This window comes from Brevundimonas albigilva, from assembly GCF_023503965.1.
Taxonomy (GTDB): domain Bacteria; phylum Pseudomonadota; class Alphaproteobacteria; order Caulobacterales; family Caulobacteraceae; genus Brevundimonas; species Brevundimonas albigilva.
In genome coordinates this window covers 1,983,324-2,002,296 of the sequence record NZ_CP097298.1, presented here as the reverse complement: position 1 = coordinate 2,002,296, position 18,973 = coordinate 1,983,324, and the positions used below count along the sequence as shown (strand labels likewise).

Genomic DNA, 18,973 nt, shown 5'->3' with positions numbered 1-18,973 from the left:
TCGCGGGTGCGGTATGCTCCTAAAGCATAGCGGCATGAGCCGCGCATCAATTCCCGTGATCGATCCTGTCGAACTGACCCGCGACCTGATCCGCATCCCGTCGGTCACCCCCGCCGACGAGGGGGCCATGGACGTGCTGGAGCGGCGTCTGACGGCGCTGGGCTTCACCTGCCGCCGCCTGACCTTCGAAGGACCGGGCGGAACCGGCGATCATGCGCGGATCGAGAACCTGTACGCCCGGCGCGGGACGGCCGGCCCCAACCTGTGCTTCGCCGGTCATACGGACGTGGTGCCGACGGGGCCGGCCGAGCAGTGGTCCTCCCAGCCGTTCGAGGCCGAGGTCCGCGACGGCGTCCTCTATGGCCGGGGCGCAGTGGACATGAAGGGCGGGATCGCCGCCTGGGTCGCGGCCGTGTCGCGCGTGCTGGCCGAGGGCGAGGCCGATGACGCTGCGCTGGGGGGCAGCCTGTCCTTCCTGATCACCGGCGACGAGGAGGGCCCGGCCCTGCACGGCACCAAGCGGGTGGTCGAGACCCTGGCCGCCGAGGGCGAGGTCATCGACGCCTGCGTGGTGGGCGAACCCTCGTCGTCCCAGCACCTGGGCGACATGATCAAGGTCGGTCGGCGCGGCTCGCTGAACAGCTGGATCACGGTCCACGGCAAGCAGGGCCACGTCGCCTATCCCGAGCGCGCGGCCAATCCGGCCCCGGTGATCGCCCGCCTGATGACGCGGCTGAACGACCATGTGCTGGACGACGGCTATGAGGGCTTTCCCCCTCGAACCTGGAGATCACCACCATCGACGTCGGCAATCCGGCGACCAACATCATCCCGGCCCAGGCGCGCGCGCGGCTGAACATCCGCTTCAACCCCAGCCATACCGGCGACGACCTGATCGACTGGCTGAACCGCGAGGCCGGCGCCGTCCAGGCCGAGACCGGCCTGCGCATCGAGCTGGAGCACCTGTGCTCGGGCAACGCCTTCCTGACCGAACCCGGCCCCTTCGTCGAGGCGGTCCAGGACGCCGTGGAGGCCGAGACCGGCCGCCGCCCCGAGGCCTCCACCACCGGCGGCACCTCCGACGCCCGCTTCATCCGCGCCCTGTGCCCGGTGCTGGAACTGGGCCTGGTCGGCCAGACCATGCACCAGATCGACGAACGGGTGCCCGTCGCCGAACTGGAGGCCCTGACCGGCGTCTATCGCCGGGTCATCGAGACGGTGTTCGAGCGGCTGTAGCGCGCCTTACATGTTGAAGGGCCGCTAGCGACGCAGCCATAGGCGATCTTCCAGTAGGCGAACTTTGCCCGTCTGCGCGAAATGCCGGCCGAGGTTGGGATTGGAGGCCATCAAGGGTTTGAATATCAGAGCGAAATATCTTCCCCACATGGCCCCGCAATTGCAGGTTCAGCCTTCTGAAGGCCTGCAGCCGGGAGTTGGATCATGACCATGACGGCGTCGCTCGGTATGCATATGAACATTCCGCCTGAGATGCGAAGAGTCCCCGGCCCTGTCTCCGTTGATCAGGCGAAGGCGGGCGGGGGCGAGCTTGCCCCTGCGAAGCCTGTCGGAACCAACATGTCCAAGGCCTGGCTCGATGAGATGAGCCGGCATCGCACGGCGACGCTCGACGCGGCCGCCAAACTGGTGGTTTTCGGCGGGGCGACTGGATTGCAGCCGGATGTCTTCGGGTCGTTCAGCCAGCAGCAGCTGGGGATGGCCGGCTACCACGCGGCGTCACGTCTGTCCGCCTAGCCTAGCCTTTGGAACGACGGCCAGGCTCGCCTGATCCTGTCGTCTTGGTCGAGTTTTACAGCGAACGGCTCTCCGAAGCGGTGCGTACGGGCCGTCGCAGGCCGCCGACGCACGCGTGTCCAGACCAGATTCGCCGGAGCCATTTCGGCCGGGGCGCAACTCCATGCAACCAGCCCGGTAAAAGAGGCGCTGAAACGCTCAGAAGGCGGGCTGTCCTTCAAGGGCTCGGCCCGCGCAGCCGTTGACGGACCGATCTGGCCGCGACTTCGGGGAGCGGCTTCTTCTTCAGCCTGATGGCCGATGACGCCGCAGGGAAAAGGCCTGACGCCATAAGGGCGCCGATCTCTCGATCGAGCTCGACGATCCCTTCCCGGCTCCGACCTGCGCCTTTTGGTCCAAGTGGAGTGACGGGTCGCCCGCCTGTCAATGGCGAGGTTATGAAGCGTGGCTTCTTTAGCGAGGCCTGCGCGGCCTCTTGAAGCGTTGGTGCCGGATCGAGCGGGCGTGGAGCTGTGGCGAGCTGCGGGATGACCTTTGCGCAGGCGGGCCGTCTGGTCGTTACGAAGGGACTGAGGGCAGGAGCGCTGGGCTCCAGCGCCTCAGCAGCTTCGGCGGTCAGCGTCTGCGCGCAGGCGTTCCGGTAACCATCTCGGGTTGGTAACTTTTCGCGTCATAAGAGATTTTTAGCTTGCTGAGAGGGCTGTTTCGTCTGATCGTGCCTTGAGGGGGCTCATGCACATTCGACCCTGCGCGCTGTTGCTGTCGTGCCTCTGGGCGACGGCCTGCGACCACTCCCCCTCATCGCAGCCGATCTGCGGCGATGTGATCGCCATTAAGGTTGGTCAGGTCGTTTATCGGGTTCCGGACGCGATCCAACCAATCGTCAACGGTCATCCGATTTCAGCGGAGGCGTATTGCAAGGAGCCGGAGCCGGAAGCGGTGTTGCAGTTCGCCGTTGATCCAGACAGGCTGCCTGAGGGGGAAGAGCTTCGCATTCCGGGTCAGGAGCGGAACCTGCCGATTCTGAAAATCAGCAGCGCCCGATTGTATGACGTCGGGGTGGAACTGGATGGCGGCGTGCGGGGCGGATGGCGGTGGTCCATGCGACGAGGCGACCGGCAGGTATTCAAAAAGTCGGCCACGGGAGGGTCCCCTCAAGCCTTTGTCACCTGCTCGACCGCAGAGGGCAGTCGAGATCTCTGCTCATTTTCGTTTCGCCTGCGGGACGGCAACTGGGCGGCGTCCATCGCTTCCATCGAGCCGGGGAGGCGCCTGAGGTCGTGGACCAACTTTCAATCATGGCGGACCGCATCATAGCCGCATGGAGCGTTGAACAATGAGCGAACTGATCACCGCGCAGAGGGATCATCTTCGAGATCCCATCGATCAGGGCCGCTGGCCCGAGGCCTACCTTTACGTGGGCTGAGATCGCGAAGAATTGGGTGTTCGTCGGTCTGTCAGTGATTATGTGTGACCTCGAAACCGGCAAGAATCATCTGTTTCAACTTGGAAGTGATTTTTGTTGATCCGATGGAGACGATCACTTTCGAATAGAGCGACGGCTCCAAAACCAATCCTTCGGAGGCCGATGCCGTCTTTGGGTCCAACTGAGACATCGGCTTGCGCCTACAGTCGCATTCTCTCACTCCGCTCCAGGAACCGCAGGGCGGTCAGCACATGGGTCTTCACGCCCAGCAGCAGGACCTTTTCGTTGGGCGAGAACTCCGGCGAGTGGTTCGGCGCGGACTGGGCCGGATCGACGCCGTCGGGGCTGGCGCCCAGGTGGTAGAAGACGCCGGGGATGGCCTGCTGGAAGTAGCTGAAGTCCTCGGCAACCGTGGTCGGCGGCGTGGCCGGATCGACGTTGCCCTGGCCCGCCGCCTCGGTCAGCACCGGCGCCAGCCAGGCCGACAGGGCGGGGTCGTTATAGACCAGGGCGGCGTTCTGCCTGACGCCGAACTCGGCCGTCGCGCCATAGGTCTCGGCGACATGGCCGACGGCGGCCTCGGCGCGGGCGACCATGTCGTCGCGCTGGGCCACGTCGAAGGTGCGCAGGGTGCCCGACATCGTCGCGCTGTCGGGAATGATGTTATAGCGCACGCCCGCGTTCACCGTGGCGATGGTGAAGACCGTCGGCGTCGTGGTCGGATCGACCGTCCGCACCGTCAGGGTGTTGATCGTCTGAACGATCTGGGCGGCGGTGGCGATCACGTCCACGCCGCGCCACGGCCAGGCGCCATGCGTCTGCTTGCCCTTCAGGGTGATGTCGACCCGATCCGAGGCGGCCATGAAGCCTTCCGGCCGGTAGAAGACCGTGCCCGCGCGACCCGGCACGACATGCAGGCCGAAGATCGCCTCCGGCTTCGGATCGGCCAGGGCGCCTTCCTCGATCATCAGCGCCGCCCCGCCCTTGGGCTCGCCCGGAGGCGCGTCTTCCTCGGCCGGCTGGAAGACGAAGACCACGGTCCCGCTCAGCTGATCCTTCATCCCGGCCAGCACCTCGGCGGCCCCCATCAGCATGGCCATGTGGGTGTCGTGGCCGCAGGCGTGGGCGACCGGCACCGTATTGCCCATGTAGCTGCCGGTGGCGGTCGAAGCGAAGGGAAGGCCCGTCGCCTCCTGCACCGGCAGGGCGTCCATGTCGGCGCGTAGGGCCACGACCCGGCCCGGCCGCGCTCCGCGCAGCACGCCGACCACGCCGGTCTTGCCGACTTCGGTGCGGACCTCCAGCCCCAGGCCGCGCAGGTGCTCGGCGATCACCCCGGCCGTGCGGGTTTCGGCGAAGCCCAGTTCGGGATGCTGGTGGAAGTCGCGACGCCAGGCGGTCACCTCGGGCATCACCGCCTGCACGGCCGCGTCGACGGCGGCGGCGTCCACGCTCTGGGCCTCGGCGGCGCCCGCCGCGAAGACCAAAGCCAGGGCGGAGGCGGCGATCAGGCGGCGCATGTGAAGCTCCCGTGAAATTTCATCCCGCGTCATGGTGAGGGCGCCCGCGCCCGCTTGTGCAACCGTCGAGGAACGGCGATCCTCGATTCATGGCCGTGAAGGACCTCAAGAGCACCGGGACCGAATGGCGCGACGTCGTGCTGGTGTGCCGCAAATGCTCCAAGAAGCTGGACGGCGGCTTCGGCCCCGGCGGCGACCTGACGCTGAAGAAGGCGCTGCGGAAGTATTTCCACCTGAAGAAGGGCAAGAAGGGCCGCAAGGGCGACCTGGTCGTCACCGGCGTCGACTGTTTCGACGTCTGTCCCAAGGGGGCCGTGATCGCGGTGAACGCCGCCCGGCCCAAGCAGCTGTTGATCGTGCCGGCGGGCGCCGACCTGCTGGAGGTCAAGGCGCGGCTGGGCCTGCAGGACCACCGCCGGGTGCGCGCGCCGCTGGACGCGGTCGAGGGCTGAACGAGGGCCGGCCGACGTCGCGACGCCTTCCTTCCGGCCGAAACCCGTGTCAGACGAGCGGCATGGACGATACTCGCATCGAAAAGCGCATCGGGGTGCAGGCGGATTCCGAGCGCATCTGGGACCTGATCGCGGACCTGGACGCCTGGGACCGCTGGAACCCGCACGACCGGGACGTGGAGGGCGCCATCGCCTTCGGCGGCCGGCTGCACATGACCGAGGCCTGGCCGGGCCACGACGAGCGGCGCGCCACGGCGCAGGTGGCCGAGTGGCAGCCGCTGGCCCGACTGGTCTGGGCCGAAAAGCGCGGCTTTCTGTTCCGCACCCTGCGCTACATCGAGATCGAGGAATTGGAGCGGGGCAGCTGCATCCTGGCCTCCGGCGTGCTGTTTTCGGGCCTCCGGGCGGAACTCCACATGGACAAGCACCGCAGCGCGCTGCGGCGGGGCCACGCGGCGATCGTCGAGGGCCTGAAGGCGGCGGCCGAAGCCTAGCCCGCGCCGTTCGCCGCGGCCGACGCCTTCATCGTATCCATGATGTTGATGATCGCCGGCCCCAGGATGACCACGAACAGCACCGGCAGGAAGAAGACGATCATCGGCACGGTCAGCTGGGCCGGCAGGGCCGCAGCCTTCTTCTCGGCGGCCGACAGGCGCAGCTCGCGGTTCTCCTTGGCCATCACCCGCAGCGCCGAAGCCAGGGGCGTGCCGTAGGTCTCCGCCTGCGTCATGGCCGTGGCCACCGCCTTGACGCCGGGATGGTTGTTGCGCCGGCCCAGATTGTCATAGGCCATGCGGCGGTCCGGCAGGTAGCTGAGCTCGGCCGCCAGCAGCGAAAGCTCCTCGGCCAGCTCGATGGAGGTTCCGCCGATCTCGGCGCTGACCTTCTGGATCGCCGCCTCGATCGACATGCCGGATTCCACGCAGATCAGCAGCAGGTCCAGCGCGTCCGGGAAGGCCTGCATGATCGAGGTGCGGCGCTTGGAGATCAGGTTCGACAGATAGATGTTGGGCGCATAGAAGCCCGCCACCGCCGCCGCCATGCTGGCCGTCACCCGCATCATCACCGGCAGGCCGAAGTCGTTGACGACGAACAGATAGAAGGCCGTCAGCGCCATGAAGACGAAGGGCGTGGCGAAGCGGAAGAAGTAGAAGGCCGTCACCGGGCGGGGGCCGCGGAAACCGGCCTGGGCCATCTGGTCCACGACCTTGGGGTCTTCCAGCAGCTTGGTCAGGTTCAGCCGTTCGACGACGCGCTTCTTGAAGCCTTCGTCGGTCTGGCGCAGGCCGCCCGTCCCCTGGGGCCCGCCCTGGATGGCCGCGCGCGAGCGGCGGCGCAGTTCGTCGCGCCGTTCCGAGACCGCCTTCATCCGCTTGTTCAGGTCGGCCTGGCCCATCACGGTCGACAGCAGGGTCAGGACCGTGGCGAAGACGGCGACGCCGACGCCCATGCTGAGCAGGTTGCGCGGGTCGGTCAGGAAGATGAGGATGCCGTTCATCGCCCCGCCCTAGAACTTGAAGTTGATCATCTTCTTCATGGCGAGCACGCCGAACGTCATCCAGACGCCCGCCACCAGAAGCATGACCTGACCGCGCATGTCGGTGAACAGCAGGCCCATGTAGGCCGGCGCCGTCAGGCTGACCAGGGCCATGACCACGGGCGGCAGCGAGCCGATGATGCCCGCCGAGGCGATGGCCTCGGACGACAGGGCCTTGATCTTCTCGGCCATCAGCCGGCGCGAACGCAGCACGGTCGACAGATTGCCCAGCGCCTCGGCCAGGTTGCCGCCGGTCTTCTGCTGGATGGCGATGACGATGGTGAAGAAGCGCAGCTCCGAGGTCGGCATCCGGCCGTACATCTTGTCCAGCGCCTGCTCCAGGGTCATGCCGACGCCCAGGCCCTCGACCAGCTTCTGGAACTCCGGCCCCAGGGGCGCCGGGCTCTCGCGGGCGATGATCTTGAAGCATTCGTGGACCGGCAGGCCCGACTTGATGCCGCGCACGATGACGTCGACGGCGTTGGGGAACTCCAGCGAGAACTTCTTCATCCGCTTCTTGCCCAGGAAGCCGACGACCCAGCGCGGCAGGCCCAGGGCGAAGACGATCGCCGCGCCCAGGGCCACGACGGGATGAAGCCCCGCGACCAGGGCGACCAGCAGGGCCGCCACGCCCAGGACCGCGGAAACGATGTAGAAGGTGCGCTGGCCGATCGACAGGCCGGCGGCGGCCAGGCGCGAGGACAGGGTCTTGCGCGCCTTGCGCCCCTGTTTCTCGGCTTCCTGCAGCTGCAGCATGATCTGCTTGCGGCGGGCCTCGGGCGTGTTGGCGGCGGCGGCCTTGCGGGCCGTGGCCTGGGCCGCCTTCTTTCCCGCGCCCATGGCCTGGGCGCGCTTGACCGCCTGGGCGCCGGAATCGTCGCCGCCCACCAGCACCCAGCCGACGCTGGCGATGGTGATGAAGGCCAGGACGGCGGCGAGGATCGGCAGCATGGGCCCTACTCCGCCGCGTCCAGGGCGTCGGCCAGTTCGCGCTCCAGCCCGTAGTAGCGGGCGCGGTCCCAGAAGCGGGGACGGGCGATGCCGGTCGAGCGATGGCGGCCGACCACGGCCGTGCTCGTCCTCGCCCGTGATGTCATAGACGAACAGATCCTGGGTCACGATCACGTCGCCTTCCAGCCCCACCACCTCGGTGATGTGGGTAATGCGGCGCGAACCGTCGCGCAGGCGCGCGGCCTGGACGATGACGTCGACCGACCCGACGATCATCTCGCGGATGGTCTTGGACGGCAGGCCGTAGCCGCCCATGGTGATCATCGACTCGATCCGGCTGATGGCCTCGCGCGGGGAGTTGGCGTGCAGCGTGCCCATCGAGCCGTCGTGGCCCGTGTTCATGGCCTGCAGCAGGTCGAAGGCCTCGGGTCCGCGCACCTCGCCGACGATGATCCGTTCCGGGCGCATCCGCAGGCAGTTCTTGACCAGGTCGCGCATGGTGATCTGGCCCTGGCCCTCCAGGTTCGGCGGCCGGGTTTCCAGGCGCACGACGTGCGGCTGCTGCAGCTGAAGCTCGGCGGCGTCCTCGCAGGTGATGACGCGCTCGGTCGGGTCGATGAAGGCCGTCAGGGTGTTCAGCAGGGTCGTCTTGCCCGAGCCCGTGCCGCCCGAGATGACGTTGCATCGCGCCGCGCCGATGACGCCCAGGACGCGCGCGCCCTCGGGACTGATGGAGGCGTACTCCACCAGGTTCTTCATCGTCAGCTTGTCCTTCTTGAACTTGCGGATCGTCAGCGTCGGGCCGTCGATCGCCAGCGGCGGGGCGATGACGTTGACGCGCGACCCGTCCGGCAGGCGGGCGTCGCAGATGGGGCTGCTCTCGTCCACGCGGCGGCCGACCTGCGACACGATCCGCTGGCAGATGTTCATCAGCTGGCCGTTGTCGCGGAAGCGGACGTTGGTCAGCTGGACCTTGCCGCCGACCTCGATGAAGACCCGGCCCGCGCCGTTGACCATGATGTCGGCGATGTCGTCGCGGCCCAGCAGGGGTTCCAGCGGGCCGTAGCCGAGGACGTCATTGACGATGTCCTGGACCAGATGCTCCTGCTCGGCCACCGACATGGAGACGTTCTTGATCGCCACCAGTTCGGCGACGATGTCGCGGATCTCTTCCGACGCCGCCTTCTGGTCCAGCTGGGCCAGCTGGGCCAGGTCGATGGTGTTCATCAGCGCGTTGAAGATGGTCGTCTTCGTGGCGTGGTAGTAGTCGCTCTGTTCCCGGACGATCTCGGCGACCGCCTGGGCCTTCTTCAGCTGCTCCAGGCCCGCCGTGGGCTTGGGGCCGGCCGCGCTCTTGGGACGGGCCAGGACCTCGGGCTCCGGGGCCGGGCGCGGGCGCGCGGCCAGGGCGTCCAGCCGGTCGGCCTTGGCCTCGGGCCCAGCGGCCGGGCGGGCGTCGGCCAGCGGGGCGTCGGCCAGGGCGAAGGCGGCGGCGGCGTCCATCGGCTCGCCTGAGGCGAACGGGGCCGCGGGGGCGGGCTGGCGTGCGCCCGCAGGCTCTGGCGCCGGGGCGGGAGCCGGTCGGGGCGGCGCCGCGACGCCGGGCTGACCTGTGCGTTGCCGAACACCCGTCAGCGCTTCTTCTTGAAGATGGAGGCCAGCAGGGACTTGGACTCGCGCGCCGGCTTGCCCGGCTTGGCGGCGGCGCCCTTGGGACCGGCGACGGCCGGAAGTTCGCGCCGGGAGACGATCTGGGCCAGGGTCTGGAACGCCTCGGCCGCCTTGGTCTTGGCGGCGGCGTCCAGGATCATCTGGCCGTTGTTGGCCGCCGAGCCGAAGGTCTTGGCGTCGAAGGGGATGACCAGGCTGGGATGGACGCCCAGGGCCGCGCCGAAGTCCTTGGCCGGGATCTCGGGACGGCCCGGCAGGCCGACCTGGTTCAGCACCAGGCGGGGCGGCGCGTCGTTGGGCCGGCCCTGGCGGATCAGGTCCATCATGTTCTTGGCGTTGCGCAGGGACGCCAGATCGGGCGTGGCCACCACCACCACCTCGTCGGCGGCGATCAGGGTGCGGCGCATCCACGGCGACCACAGGTGCGGCAGGTCCAGGATGACGAAGGGGGCGGTCGAGCGGATGCGCGTCGTCACCTCCTCGAAGGCGTCGGTCGAGATGTCCCAGTCGCTGTCCAGCGTCGCGGGGGCGGCGAACAGGCTGAGCTTGTCGGTGCAGCGGACCATCATCCGGTCCAGCAGCGTCGGGTCCAGCCGGTCCGGCTGGCCCAGGGCGTCGGCGACGCCGTTCAGCGGATCCTGGTTGAAGTCCAGCCCCGCCGTGCCGAAGGGCAGGTCGTAGTCGACGATGACGGTGTTGGCCCCGATCCGCTCGGAGATCGCATAGGCGGTGTTGTGCGCCACGGCCGAGGCGCCGGCCCCGCCCCGCGCGCCGACGAAGGCGATGGAACGGCCGACGAAGGGCTGGGCCGGGTCGTTGAACAGGCCGCCGATGGCCGCGATCAGCTGCAGCGGCTGCAGCGGGGCGACCAGATATTCGCTGACGCCGCGCCGCATCAGCTCGCGGAACAGCAGGATGTCGTTGGTCGGGCCGACGACGATGACCTTGGTTGCCGGCGTCGCAGACCTCGGCCAGCTGGTCGACCTCGAACAGCAGGCTCTGGGGGTCCTTCAGGCATTCGACGATGATCAGCGGCGGGGTCGGCTCGTGCTGATAGGCCTCGACCGCGGCGGCGACGCCGCCGATGCGGATCTGGGTGGTGGCGCGCGACAGGCGCCGGTCCTGGGCCGCGCGCTCGGCCGCCGCCAGGGTGTCCTGGCGTTCGGCGAAGACGTGGATGACGATGCGCGGCACCGACACCTCGCCGATCGAGGCGGCCGGCGCCAGGGCCGACTGGGCGCCCGCGACCAGTTCGCCGACGGGGTTGAAGGCGGGAACGGGCGGCTCGACGACCGGCGCGGCCGCCGGGGCCGGCGTGGCCAGGGGCGCGGGTCCGGCGGTGAACTGCAGCGGTTCGCGCGCCGGTTCGGCCGCGTCGAACGCATCGTCGATCTCGAAGCCGTCGACGTCCAGATCGGTGTAGGCGCGCGCGTTGTTCATCGGTCAGTCCACGGCCCGCGAGACTTGCCCGTCCACGAGCTCTTCCTGGGGAGCGGCCGTGCGCTGTCCGGCGCGATAGGTGTCGAACACCTTGGAGCGGCGGCCCATGTCGGGCGCGTCCATGCCGCGAGGCGCGACGATGTCGCGCGGATTGGCGATCTGGGCGGCCAGATTGGCGGTGACGGCGCAGCCGAAGTCGCTGGTCGGCTGGTTGGAATAGCCTATCTGGCCCGAGCCGCCGACGGCGGCGCAGTTGGGCACATGGGCGCGAAGCGTCTCGAACCCGGCCAGGACCGGCGCGCGCGGATCGGGCGCGTCATAGGCCATGACCAGGACCCGCTCGGCCGGCACGCCCATTCCGGCCAGGGCGTCGCGCACGCCCCAGGCGGCGCGGGCGGCGGCGGGGTCGTTCCCGGAGGGCGCCTCGACGCGGATCACCTCGGCGCCTTCGCGCGCGAAGCGGCCGACCAGGGCCCCCAGCGCCGCGTGCTGGTTGCCCGACAGCCCCTCTCGTGGACGGCCAGGGCGATGCGGTCCACGCCCGGCTCGACCTGCAGCACGTAGCGCGACAGGGCGTTCAGCGGCGGCGGGGCGGCGGCGTCGTCGGCGGTCGCGCAGGCCGAAAGCCCGGCGCCGGCGGCCAGCAGCATCAGCAGGACGGTACGGTTCACGGCGCGCCTCATTCGATCACATAGCCGACGGGACCCTGCCAGCCGGCGCCGGGCGCGGCGGCGGGCGCCGGGCTGCCGTAGCGCTGGCTGAGCTGGCCGAACAGCAGGGTCTGGGCGTCGTTGGCGATCTGCAGGCCGTCGGCCGGCGTCTGCATCCGGCCCGGCGAGGTCGGCGACACCACATAGGCCTCGATGATGATGACCAGCTCGGTCTGGCCCGAGGTGTAGTCGCGCGACCGGAACAGGGCGCCCAGCACCGGCACGTCGCCCAGGGCCGGCAGCTTGTCGATGTTCTGGCGGGTCTCCTCGCGCAGCAGGCCGGCGATCATCAGCGATCCGCCGCTGGGCAGTTCGACCGTGGACGAGGCGCGGCGCACGCTGAGCGCCGGAATGACCAGGGCCGTGTTCGCGGTCGGGTTCAGGGTGAAGGCGCCGTCGTTGGACAGCTCCGACACCTCGGTCGACAGCTGCAGCGAGATGCGCCCCTCGGACAGGACGATCGGACGGAAGGCCAGCCGCACGCCGTAGGGCTTGAACTCGATGCCGACGGTCGTGCCGCTGTCGTCGTTGCTCTGGGACACCGGCACGGGGAATTCGCCGCCGGCCAGGAATTCGCCGCTCTCGCCGTTGACGGCGGTGACGTTGGGCTCGGCCAGGGTGCGCAGCAGGCCCGCGCGCTCGAAGGCCCGAAGGTTGGTGGTCAGGCGGTTGCCGTCGCCGCTGACGTCGGTGTAGCCCAGCACCCCGCCGCCCAGTTGCGAGCCGCTGACGCCGAAGGTCGCGCTCTGGGCGAAGCTGAGGCCGTCGCCGACGCTGTTCAGCACGGCGTTGACGTCCCCCAGCTGCTTGACCGCCGAGCGCTGCACCTCGATCACGCGCGCCTTGATCGTGACCTGGTCCGAGCCGGCGACGCTGATCATGTTCAGCACCTTCTCGGGCGCCGAGACGAAGGCGCGGGCGATGCGCTGGGCCTGTTCGGACTGGGCCGGGCTGTCGACCGAGCCGGTCAGGATGACGCTGTCGTTGATCGCCTCGGCCTGGACGCGGCCGCCCGGCACCAGCCGGGTCAGGGTGTCCTGAAGCGCGCTGACGCCGGCGTCGACGCGGACGCGCAGGGCCAGGATGGTGCGCCCCGCCCCGTCCAGGAAGACCGCGTCCGTCTCGCCCGGCGCGATGCCGATGACGGTGATGCGGCGCGGCGAATGCAGCATGGCCTCGGCCACCTGCGGATTGGAGACGATGACGTCGCGGGCGTCGGCCGGCAGGTCCACCGCGAAGGAGGTGCCGCGCGGCAGGTTGATCAGCTGCGGCGCCGCGCCGGTCGAGACGGCGGCGCGGGTCTGGGCCGCGGCGGCGATCGGGGCGGCGGCGGGCGCCAGGCCGATCAGGGCGGCGCAGACGGCCGTGAGCAGGGTCCGGGGCATGGCGGTTTTCATGGGACGGCCACCGTTTCGGGCGCGCCGCCGCGATAGATGCGGACGGCCGAGGGGGCGTCGGCGCGGGCCGCGGCGCGCACCGCGCCCGACGGGCCGGCGGTGTCGGCGTAGGAGCGCAGCATCAGGGACAGCTCGCCCTCGGACTTGGCCTGGGCCAGGGCCTCGGCGTCGCCGGGCGTGACCTCCAGGGTGGCGGTGGCGCCCACCACGGCCTGTTCGTCGTCGGCCGCGCGGGTGGTCTGGTCGATGGCCAGCACCTTGATGTTCCGCATGACGGTGGAGGTCGAATACTGCGTCCCGCCGCCGCCCGACTGGGCCGGGAACTCGCGGGTCATGACCACGTCCACGCGGTCGCCGGGCAGGATGAAGCCGCCGGCGGCGGTCTCGACCGTGACGCTGATGGCCATGGCCCGCATGCCGGGCTCCAGATAGGCGGCCAGATAGCCGCTGTCGCCCGCGCGCACGATCTTGCGCGCGACGATGGGTTCGCCCTTCAGGATGGTCTCGCGGACCACGGAGCCGACGTAGTCGCCCTTGGTTCCGCCCGTCGTGGCCTCGGTCGCGGCGCGGGCGACCTTGGCGGCGGCCTCGGCCGCGCGGCCGTCGGCCGGGGGCTTGGCCGGGCCGTCGACGATGAAGGCGGGATTGACCTCGTCGGAGGGCCAGTCCTTCCAGGCCATGTCGGCGTCGCCCAGGCGCTTGCCGGGCTGCAGATCGTTCGCGGCGACCAGGACGCGGGTCATCGGCCGGGTCTCGACGGCGGCGACGGCCGGGCGGCTGGGCTGATGCGAGGAAGAGCCCATGGCCCGCACCACCAGCGCCAGCCCGATGGCCGAAACGGCGGCGATGCAGATCACGGCTATACGGGCAGGCTTCATCCTGACGGTCTCCGGCAGGCGCGGCTCTCCGCCCTGCGTTAACGATCATGGATGCGACGGGTTAATGCGGTCCTAAGCGCCGGATGACGCCGTCAGCCGCCCACGAAGGCCGCAACCAGCGGCGAAGCGGGAAAGGCCAGCAGCGCCCCGCCGGCCAGGGCCACGCCATAGGGCACGTCCCCCTTGGGCTCCAGCAGGCGCGCGGCCCAGGCGGGCAGGCCGGGGAAGGCGGGAATGGTGCGGCGCGCGGTGATCAGCGCCAGGCAGAACAGGCCGCCGACGATGGCGCTGGACAACAGGAACGGCAGGCTGCCCGCCGGCCCCATCCACAGACAGGCGGCCGCCAGCAGCTTGGCGTCGCCCCCGCCGACCCAGTTCAGGGCGAACAGGGCCATGCCGGCCAGCAGGGCGGCGACGCCCACGCCGAGGTGGGCGGCCATGTCCAGCGGCGCCAGCCCCAGCAGCAGGGCGGCCGGAAGGAAGGCGGCCAGCAGGGCCAGCGAAATCCAGTTGGGAATCCGCATGGTCGTCAGGTCGTGCAGGCCGCCGACGACCATCAGGACCGGAAAGGGCGCCAGGGCGATGAAGGGCAGGATGTCCATGCGGCCGATCCTGCGCCAAAGGCCTTAAGTCCGGGTTTCCACCGCCAGGCGGGTCGCGCGCCCCGTCAGCTGGACAGGGCGGGACCGAAGATCGCCGCCGCGACCGCCAGGCCGACCACCAGCATGGCTGCGGCGCCGGCGATGAAGATCAGGGCGGTGCGCGCGCGGCGGCGGCGCATTCCGCCGGGCCGGTATTGGCGGATGTGGACGGAGGGCCCGCGATTGAAGGCCTCGGAACCGCTGATATTGTGCTGGGACATGAACGCCTCCCCACGGATCGGACGAACGCGCGATCAGGCCGGGCGCTTGCGACGAGAAGATGGCGATCCGCGTTACCGCGGGCTTTCGTGGGTTCGGCGGCGTCAGAGCGTGACGTCGACGACCCGCCCGCCGCGCGTGACCACGTGGCGCATCAGGACAAGCGGACCTTCGTCGCCCTGGGCCCGCACCGGCACGATCAAGAACCAGCCGCCGTCGGGCAGGCCGGCGAACGAGAAACGCCCGTTCTCGCACCGCTCGGAGCGGACGTAAGCGCGATAGTCGGCCGCCGCCTCGCCCACGTCGCGCGCGCGGACCACCGCCGCCGGCACCGCCGCCTGCTCGGTCGAGCCGTACAGGGTGCGGAAGCGGTTACGGGTGTAGGGCGTGTCGGGGGTCAGGCCCGCCGAGGCGACGCAATCGTAGGCCTTGCCGTCCTGTCGGTAGGCGATCCGCCCCTGGATTCCGCCCTGCCCGCCGCGCTGCGACCAGGCGAAGTCGTCGGCGCGGAAGACGGCCGGCTGGACCGCGCCGCCCGGTACCGGAACCGGGGCGCAGGCCGCGAGCGCGGCGGCGACGGCGCCCGCAAGGACGAGGGGACGGATCGACATGGGCTTCCTCCGGGGCGGGCTTGTTCTTGGCGACAGTATCGCACGACGACCGCCCCCGCGGTTCCACGGTCAAGACGCCGCTCTGGACCCGGGGGCCGCAACGCGCGAAACAGACGCGACAAAATCCGCCCGCCCGCATGGCGAGGCGAACATGGAAACGCTGCGATGACCGTCACCCTGGACGATATTCAGGCCGCCCGCGCGCGAATCGCGGGTCAGGTCGACCACACACCCACGCGGTATTCGCGCAAGCTGTCGCAGCTGACCGGCGCCGAGGTCTGGGTCAAGTTCGACAATCTGCACTTCACCGGCAGCTTCAAGGAACGCGGCGCGCTGAACCGGCTGCTGCTGCTGACCGAGGACGAACGCCGGCGAGGCGTGGTGGCGGCCAGCGCGGGCAATCACGCCCAGGCCCTGGCCTATCACGGCGGACGGCTGGGCGTGCCGGTGACCATCGTCATGCCCGAGGGCACGCCCTTCGCCAAGATCAACGGCACCCGCCAGCACGGGGCGACCGTGGTCATCCACGGCCTGGACTTCACCGGGGCGACCGAGGAGGCCAAGCGGCTGGAGGCCGAAAATGGCTATGTCTTCGTCTCGGCCTTCGACGACGAGGGGATCGTGGCCGGCCAGGGCGTGTGCGCGCTGGAGTTCCTGGAGGACGCGCCGGAGCTGGAGGCGCTGATCGTGCCCATCGGCGGGGGCGGTCTGATCGCCGGCTGCGCCATCGCCGCCAAGGCGATCCGGCCGGACATCAAGGTGTTCGGCGTCGAAGCCGCGCGCTATCCGTCCTTCACCGCCAAGCGGGCCGGCCAGCCGCCGGTCTGCACCGGCCAGACCATCGCCGAGGGCATCGCCATCAAGGCGGTCGGCGACATCCCCTTCGGCCTGGCGGATCGCCTGATCGACGAGGTCTTCGTGGTCGACGAGGCCGATTTCGAGCGCGGGGTCTCGTTCATGGCGACGATGGAGAAGACGGTGTGCGAGGGCGCCGGCGCGGGCGGCCTGGCGGCCCTGCTGCGAAATCCCGATCGGTTCAGGGGCATGAAGGTGGGCATCGAACTGACCGGCGGCAACATCGACGCGCGGATGCTGGCCGTGGTGCTGAACCGCGAGATGGTCCGTGAACGGAGATTGATCGTCTATCGCATCCTGGGCGACGACCGGCCGGGGATGCTGTCGGCCATGGCGGCGGTGATCGGGGGCCTGGGCGGCAACATCATCGACGTGGTCCACAACCGCCTGGCGCTGGACGTGCCGGCCAAGGGCGCCGAGTTCGACATCATGGTCGAAACGCGCGATAGCGCCCACGCCGACGAGATCGGCGACGCCTTGAAGGACCGGGGATATGAACTTCGCATGGGCTAGGGCCGCCATCGTCGCGGGCCTGCTGCTGTCGGGCTGCGGCCAGCCGGCCGTGATCGACCCCGAGGCGGGCAAGGCCGAGGCCGCCGCCTTCATGCAGAAGAACGCGCGCCAGGACGGCGTCCAGACCCTGCCCAGCGGCCTGCAGTATCAGGTGGTCCAGTCCGGCCCCGCCGGCGGCGAAAGCCCCGACCGCAACGATCTGGTCAAGGTCGAATACGAGGGCAAGCTGGTCGACGGCGCGGTGTTCGACAGCTCCTTCGCGCGGGGCGCGCCGGCCATCTTCACGCCCGAGACGGTCGTGCCCGGCTGGACCGAGGCGCTGCAGAAGATGCGCGTCGGCGACGAGTGGATCCTCTATGTGCCGCCCGAGCTGGGCTATGGCGAACGCGGCGGGCCGCCCGCCATCCCGCCCAACGCCGTGCTGATCTTCCGGCTGAAGCTGCTGGACGTGGCCAAGGCGCCCGGCGGCGGGCCCATCGGCGGCGGCGCGACGGCGATGGGCTGAGGCTTCAGGCCCCCTGTTGAGGAAGGAACTCAGGCGGCGCGGTCCCACTCGGCCCGGACATCGGGATCGAGCTCCGACCTTGTCGCCCGCAAGGCGGCGAAGGCGTCGGGGGCCATCAGCCGCGACAGGGCCCAGACGGCGGCCCCCCGCACCAGGGGCGCCGGATCGTCCAGCAGGGCGCGCGCCGGGGCGATCAGCGCCGGATCATCCGAATTGCCGATGGCGTAGAGGACATTGCGCATGAAGCGGTCGCGGCCGATGCGCTTGACCGGGCTCTTGGCGAACAGGGCGCGAAAGGCCGCATCGTCCAGCGCCGCCAGGTCGGCCAGAAGCGGCGCCTGGAGCGTCGGGCGCGGCTGGAGCCGCATTTCGCGCGCTTCCTGGGCGAACTTGTTCCACGGACAGGCGGCCAGGCAGTCGTCGCAGCCATAGAGGCGCGAGCCCGTGGCCAGACGGAACTCCACCGGCCAGGGCCCGCCATATTCGATGGTGAGGTAGGACAGGCAGCGCCGGGCGTCCAACTGGAACGGCGCGGGAAAGGCGTTGGTCGGGCACGCGTCCAGACAGGCGGTGCAGCGGCCGCAATGCTCGGTCTCGGCCGCGTCCGGCGCGATCTCGGCGGCGGTCAGGATCGTCCCCAGGAACAGCCAGTTGCCGTGGGTGCGGCTGAGCAGATTGGTGTGCTTGCCCTGCCAGCCCAGGCCGGCGCGCTGGGCCAGCGGCTTTTCCATCAGGGGCGCGGTGTCGACGAAGACCTTGATGTCCTGGCCGTTGCGCGCGGCGATCTGGCCCGCCAGCGTCTTGAGCCGCCCCTTGATGACCTCGTGATAGTCGTCGCCGCGCGCATAGACCGAGATGTAGCCCGCCGAACGGTCGGCCAGCTGGTCCAGCGGGTTCTGGTCCGGACCGTAGTTCATGCCCAGGACGATGGCGGTTCGGGCCTCGTCCCACATGGCGGTGGGGTGGGCGCGGCGGTCCACCGTCGTCTCCATCCAGCCCATGTCGCCATGGCGGCCCTCGTCCACGAAATGACGCAGCCGGTCGCCCGCCGGCCAGGCGTCGGTCGCCGAGGCGAAGCGGCACACGTCGAAGCCCAGCTCGGCGGCCCGCTGGCGGATGAAGGTCTTGAGGCGTTCGCTCACCGGCGCGCCTTTAGCACGACAGCCGCCGCGCCGCCGCATTTTGCGCAATTGAGATAATATCTCTCGCTTCATCGCGATAAATTGGTGATAATCTGAGCGTGAAAACCATCGTCCTGACCAACAGTGCGGCCAGACAGTTCGACGCCTTGCCCGCGTCGGCCCGGGCGACGATCTCTGCCGCCCTGGACGCCTATGCGATGCACGGGCGCGGCGACGTCAAGGCGCTCAACGGACGGCTCGGCTTTCGGCTCAGGGTCGGGCGCTATCGGGTGATCCTCACCGAGGACATGACCACCATCCTGGCCATCCATATCGGACCACGCCAGACCGGAACCTACAGATGAATCGTCCCCTTCACGCGCAACACATCACCACGCCCGCCGGCGAGGAGCTGGTCATCCTGCCCCGCGCCGAATACGAGGCGCTGACGGCCGGTCTCGACCAGGACGAGGACGAGGCCGATATCGCCGCCTTCGACGCGGCCATGGCCGATCTCGAAGCCGGCGTGGACGAACGCCTGCCGGTCGAGGTCTCGACGCTGATCCTGAAGGGCGCTTCGCGGCTGACGGCCTGGCGCAAACATCGCGGCTGGACCCAGCAGGCGCTGGCCGAGGCCGCGACCATCGGCCAGGGCTACCTGTCGGAGATCGAGCGGGGGCACAAGACCGGCGGCCCCGAAACGCTGCGACGCCTGGCCGAGGTGCTGGACGTGCCGGCGGACCACATCGGATGAGGCGGCGGCTCGGCGTGGGA

General features: G+C 69.7%; 19 protein-coding genes and 3 pseudogenes. 9 read left to right on the top strand and 13 right to left on the bottom strand.

Annotated elements, in window-relative coordinates; all coding sequences use genetic code 11:
* The first annotated feature begins 34 nt into the window (after positions 1-34).
* The 3 genes and pseudogenes from dapE (at position 35) to MU852_RS10695 (ending at position 3,069) form a co-directional block, all read left to right on the top strand.
* Positions 35-1,236 (top strand): annotated as a pseudogene (gene dapE, locus MU852_RS10705) (succinyl-diaminopimelate desuccinylase).
* Between the two features lie 204 nt (positions 1,237-1,440).
* A complete protein-coding gene (locus MU852_RS10700; protein WP_249749571.1) occupies positions 1,441-1,752 on the top strand; it encodes a hypothetical protein in 312 nt (103 codons plus the stop codon).
* A gap of 732 nt (positions 1,753-2,484) precedes the next feature.
* Entirely contained in the window at positions 2,485-3,069 is a 585-nt protein-coding gene (locus tag MU852_RS10695) for a hypothetical protein (RefSeq protein WP_249749570.1), read from the top strand.
* A gap of 309 nt (positions 3,070-3,378) precedes the next feature.
* On the opposite strand, the gene MU852_RS10690 is transcribed toward MU852_RS10695, so the two are convergent.
* Positions 3,379-4,698, bottom strand: a complete 1,320-nt coding sequence (locus tag MU852_RS10690; protein WP_249749569.1) for an amidohydrolase — start codon at positions 4,696-4,698, stop codon at positions 3,379-3,381.
* A gap of 89 nt (positions 4,699-4,787) precedes the next feature.
* Here MU852_RS10690 and MU852_RS10685 point away from each other — a divergent pair, with 89 nt between their 5' ends.
* Together MU852_RS10685 and MU852_RS10680 are read left to right on the top strand one after the other, a co-directional pair.
* A complete protein-coding gene (locus MU852_RS10685; RefSeq protein WP_249749568.1) occupies positions 4,788-5,150 on the top strand; it encodes a hypothetical protein in 363 nt (120 codons plus the stop codon).
* Positions 5,151-5,212: 62 nt separating this feature from the next.
* Entirely contained in the window at positions 5,213-5,644 is a 432-nt protein-coding gene (locus tag MU852_RS10680; RefSeq protein WP_249749567.1) for an SRPBCC domain-containing protein, read from the top strand.
* Here MU852_RS10680 and MU852_RS10675 read toward each other — a convergent pair.
* The 11 genes and pseudogenes from MU852_RS10675 to MU852_RS10625 all read right to left on the bottom strand — a co-directional run bounded on the left by MU852_RS10675 (position 5,641) and on the right by MU852_RS10625 (position 15,205).
* The gene (locus MU852_RS10675; protein ID WP_249749566.1) at positions 5,641-6,648 is read right to left on the bottom strand and encodes a type II secretion system F family protein; all 1,008 of its coding nucleotides are present in this window, start codon (positions 6,646-6,648) and stop codon (positions 5,641-5,643) included. The two genes, MU852_RS10680 and MU852_RS10675, sit on opposite strands and share 4 nt — an antisense overlap.
* Before the next feature lie 9 nt (positions 6,649-6,657).
* Complete coding sequence (locus MU852_RS17910) at positions 6,658-7,197, bottom strand: type II secretion system F family protein (RefSeq protein WP_347342390.1); 540 nt, start codon at positions 7,195-7,197, stop codon at positions 6,658-6,660.
* Positions 7,198-7,643: 446 nt separating this feature from the next.
* Positions 7,644-9,141 (bottom strand): annotated as a pseudogene (locus MU852_RS10665) (TadA family conjugal transfer-associated ATPase).
* A gap of 128 nt (positions 9,142-9,269) precedes the next feature.
* Positions 9,270-10,749: pseudogene (locus MU852_RS18380) on the bottom strand (CpaE/TadZ family protein).
* Positions 10,750-10,752: 3 nt separating this feature from the next.
* Positions 10,753-11,220, bottom strand: a complete 468-nt coding sequence (locus MU852_RS10655) for a CpaD family pilus assembly protein (protein ID WP_249751925.1) — start codon at positions 11,218-11,220, stop codon at positions 10,753-10,755.
* Complete coding sequence (locus MU852_RS10650; RefSeq protein ID WP_249749564.1) at positions 11,184-11,420, bottom strand: hypothetical protein; 237 nt, start codon at positions 11,418-11,420, stop codon at positions 11,184-11,186. Before MU852_RS10650 ends, MU852_RS10655 begins: the two co-directional genes overlap by 37 nt.
* An 8-nt stretch (positions 11,421-11,428) precedes the next feature.
* Positions 11,429-12,844, bottom strand: a complete 1,416-nt coding sequence (locus MU852_RS10645) for a type II and III secretion system protein family protein (protein ID WP_249749563.1) — start codon at positions 12,842-12,844, stop codon at positions 11,429-11,431.
* An 8-nt stretch (positions 12,845-12,852) separates the two neighbouring features.
* On the bottom strand, positions 12,853-13,734 hold the full coding sequence (gene cpaB, locus MU852_RS10640) for a Flp pilus assembly protein CpaB (protein ID WP_249749562.1): 882 nt from the start codon (positions 13,732-13,734) through the stop codon (positions 12,853-12,855).
* 92 nt (positions 13,735-13,826) lie between these two features.
* Positions 13,827-14,336: an A24 family peptidase gene (locus MU852_RS10635; protein WP_249749561.1), complete on the bottom strand. Its 510-nt coding sequence runs from the start codon at positions 14,334-14,336 to the stop codon at positions 13,827-13,829.
* A gap of 65 nt (positions 14,337-14,401) precedes the next feature.
* Positions 14,402-14,596, bottom strand: a complete 195-nt coding sequence (locus MU852_RS10630; protein WP_249749560.1) for a hypothetical protein — start codon at positions 14,594-14,596, stop codon at positions 14,402-14,404.
* A 102-nt stretch (positions 14,597-14,698) separates the two neighbouring features.
* Positions 14,699-15,205 (bottom strand): hypothetical protein, encoded by a 507-nt coding sequence (locus MU852_RS10625; RefSeq protein WP_249749559.1) that lies wholly within the window; start codon positions 15,203-15,205, stop codon positions 14,699-14,701.
* Positions 15,206-15,370: 165 nt separating this feature from the next.
* Between MU852_RS10625 and MU852_RS10620 the strand changes: the two genes are divergently transcribed.
* The gene (locus MU852_RS10620) at positions 15,371-16,573 is read left to right on the top strand and encodes a threonine ammonia-lyase (protein ID WP_249749558.1); all 1,203 of its coding nucleotides are present in this window, start codon (positions 15,371-15,373) and stop codon (positions 16,571-16,573) included.
* A complete protein-coding gene (gene bamJ, locus MU852_RS10615) occupies positions 16,554-17,078 on the top strand; it encodes a BamJ family beta-barrel-assembly machinery protein (RefSeq protein ID WP_249749557.1) in 525 nt (174 codons plus the stop codon). Before MU852_RS10620 ends, bamJ begins: the two co-directional genes overlap by 20 nt.
* A gap of 29 nt (positions 17,079-17,107) precedes the next feature.
* Here the strand turns inward: bamJ and queG are convergent, their stop codons facing one another.
* Positions 17,108-18,220 (bottom strand): tRNA epoxyqueuosine(34) reductase QueG, encoded by a 1,113-nt coding sequence (gene queG / locus MU852_RS10610; protein ID WP_430641136.1) that lies wholly within the window; start codon positions 18,218-18,220, stop codon positions 17,108-17,110.
* 98 nt (positions 18,221-18,318) lie between these two features.
* On the opposite strand from queG, the gene MU852_RS10605 reads away from it, so the two are divergent.
* Both MU852_RS10605 and MU852_RS10600 read left to right on the top strand, forming a co-directional pair.
* Positions 18,319-18,564 (top strand): type II toxin-antitoxin system RelE family toxin, encoded by a 246-nt coding sequence (locus MU852_RS10605; protein WP_249749555.1) that lies wholly within the window; start codon positions 18,319-18,321, stop codon positions 18,562-18,564.
* A complete protein-coding gene (locus MU852_RS10600) occupies positions 18,561-18,953 on the top strand; it encodes a helix-turn-helix domain-containing protein (RefSeq protein WP_249749554.1) in 393 nt (130 codons plus the stop codon). Before MU852_RS10605 ends, MU852_RS10600 begins: the two co-directional genes overlap by 4 nt.
* Positions 18,954-18,973: the final 20 nt, after the last annotated feature.

Bases quoted from the DNA above. Each gene is read 5' to 3' on its own strand.
- MU852_RS10700 (WP_249749571.1), top strand. From the start codon at position 1,441: ATGACCATGACGGCGTCGCTCGGTATGCATATGAACATTCCGCCTGAG.
- MU852_RS10695 (WP_249749570.1), top strand. From the start codon at position 2,485: ATGCACATTCGACCCTGCGCGCTGTTGCTGTCGTGCCTCTGGGCGACG.
- MU852_RS10690 (WP_249749569.1), bottom strand. From the start codon at position 4,698: ATGCGCCGCCTGATCGCCGCCTCCGCCCTGGCTTTGGTCTTCGCGGCG.
- MU852_RS10685 (WP_249749568.1), top strand. From the start codon at position 4,788: ATGGCCGTGAAGGACCTCAAGAGCACCGGGACCGAATGGCGCGACGTC.
- MU852_RS10680 (WP_249749567.1), top strand. From the start codon at position 5,213: ATGGACGATACTCGCATCGAAAAGCGCATCGGGGTGCAGGCGGATTCC.
- MU852_RS10675 (WP_249749566.1), bottom strand. From the start codon at position 6,648: ATGAACGGCATCCTCATCTTCCTGACCGACCCGCGCAACCTGCTCAGC.
- MU852_RS17910 (WP_347342390.1), bottom strand. From the start codon at position 7,197: ATGAAGAAGTTCTCGCTGGAGTTCCCCAACGCCGTCGACGTCATCGTG.
- MU852_RS10645 (WP_249749563.1), bottom strand. From the start codon at position 12,844: ATGCCCCGGACCCTGCTCACGGCCGTCTGCGCCGCCCTGATCGGCCTG.
- cpaB (WP_249749562.1), bottom strand. From the start codon at position 13,734: ATGAAGCCTGCCCGTATAGCCGTGATCTGCATCGCCGCCGTTTCGGCC.
- MU852_RS10635 (WP_249749561.1), bottom strand. From the start codon at position 14,336: ATGGACATCCTGCCCTTCATCGCCCTGGCGCCCTTTCCGGTCCTGATG.
- MU852_RS10630 (WP_249749560.1), bottom strand. From the start codon at position 14,596: ATGTCCCAGCACAATATCAGCGGTTCCGAGGCCTTCAATCGCGGGCCC.
- MU852_RS10625 (WP_249749559.1), bottom strand. From the start codon at position 15,205: ATGTCGATCCGTCCCCTCGTCCTTGCGGGCGCCGTCGCCGCCGCGCTC.
- MU852_RS10620 (WP_249749558.1), top strand. From the start codon at position 15,371: ATGACCGTCACCCTGGACGATATTCAGGCCGCCCGCGCGCGAATCGCG.
- bamJ (WP_249749557.1), top strand. From the start codon at position 16,554: ATGAACTTCGCATGGGCTAGGGCCGCCATCGTCGCGGGCCTGCTGCTG.
- MU852_RS10600 (WP_249749554.1), top strand. From the start codon at position 18,561: ATGAATCGTCCCCTTCACGCGCAACACATCACCACGCCCGCCGGCGAG.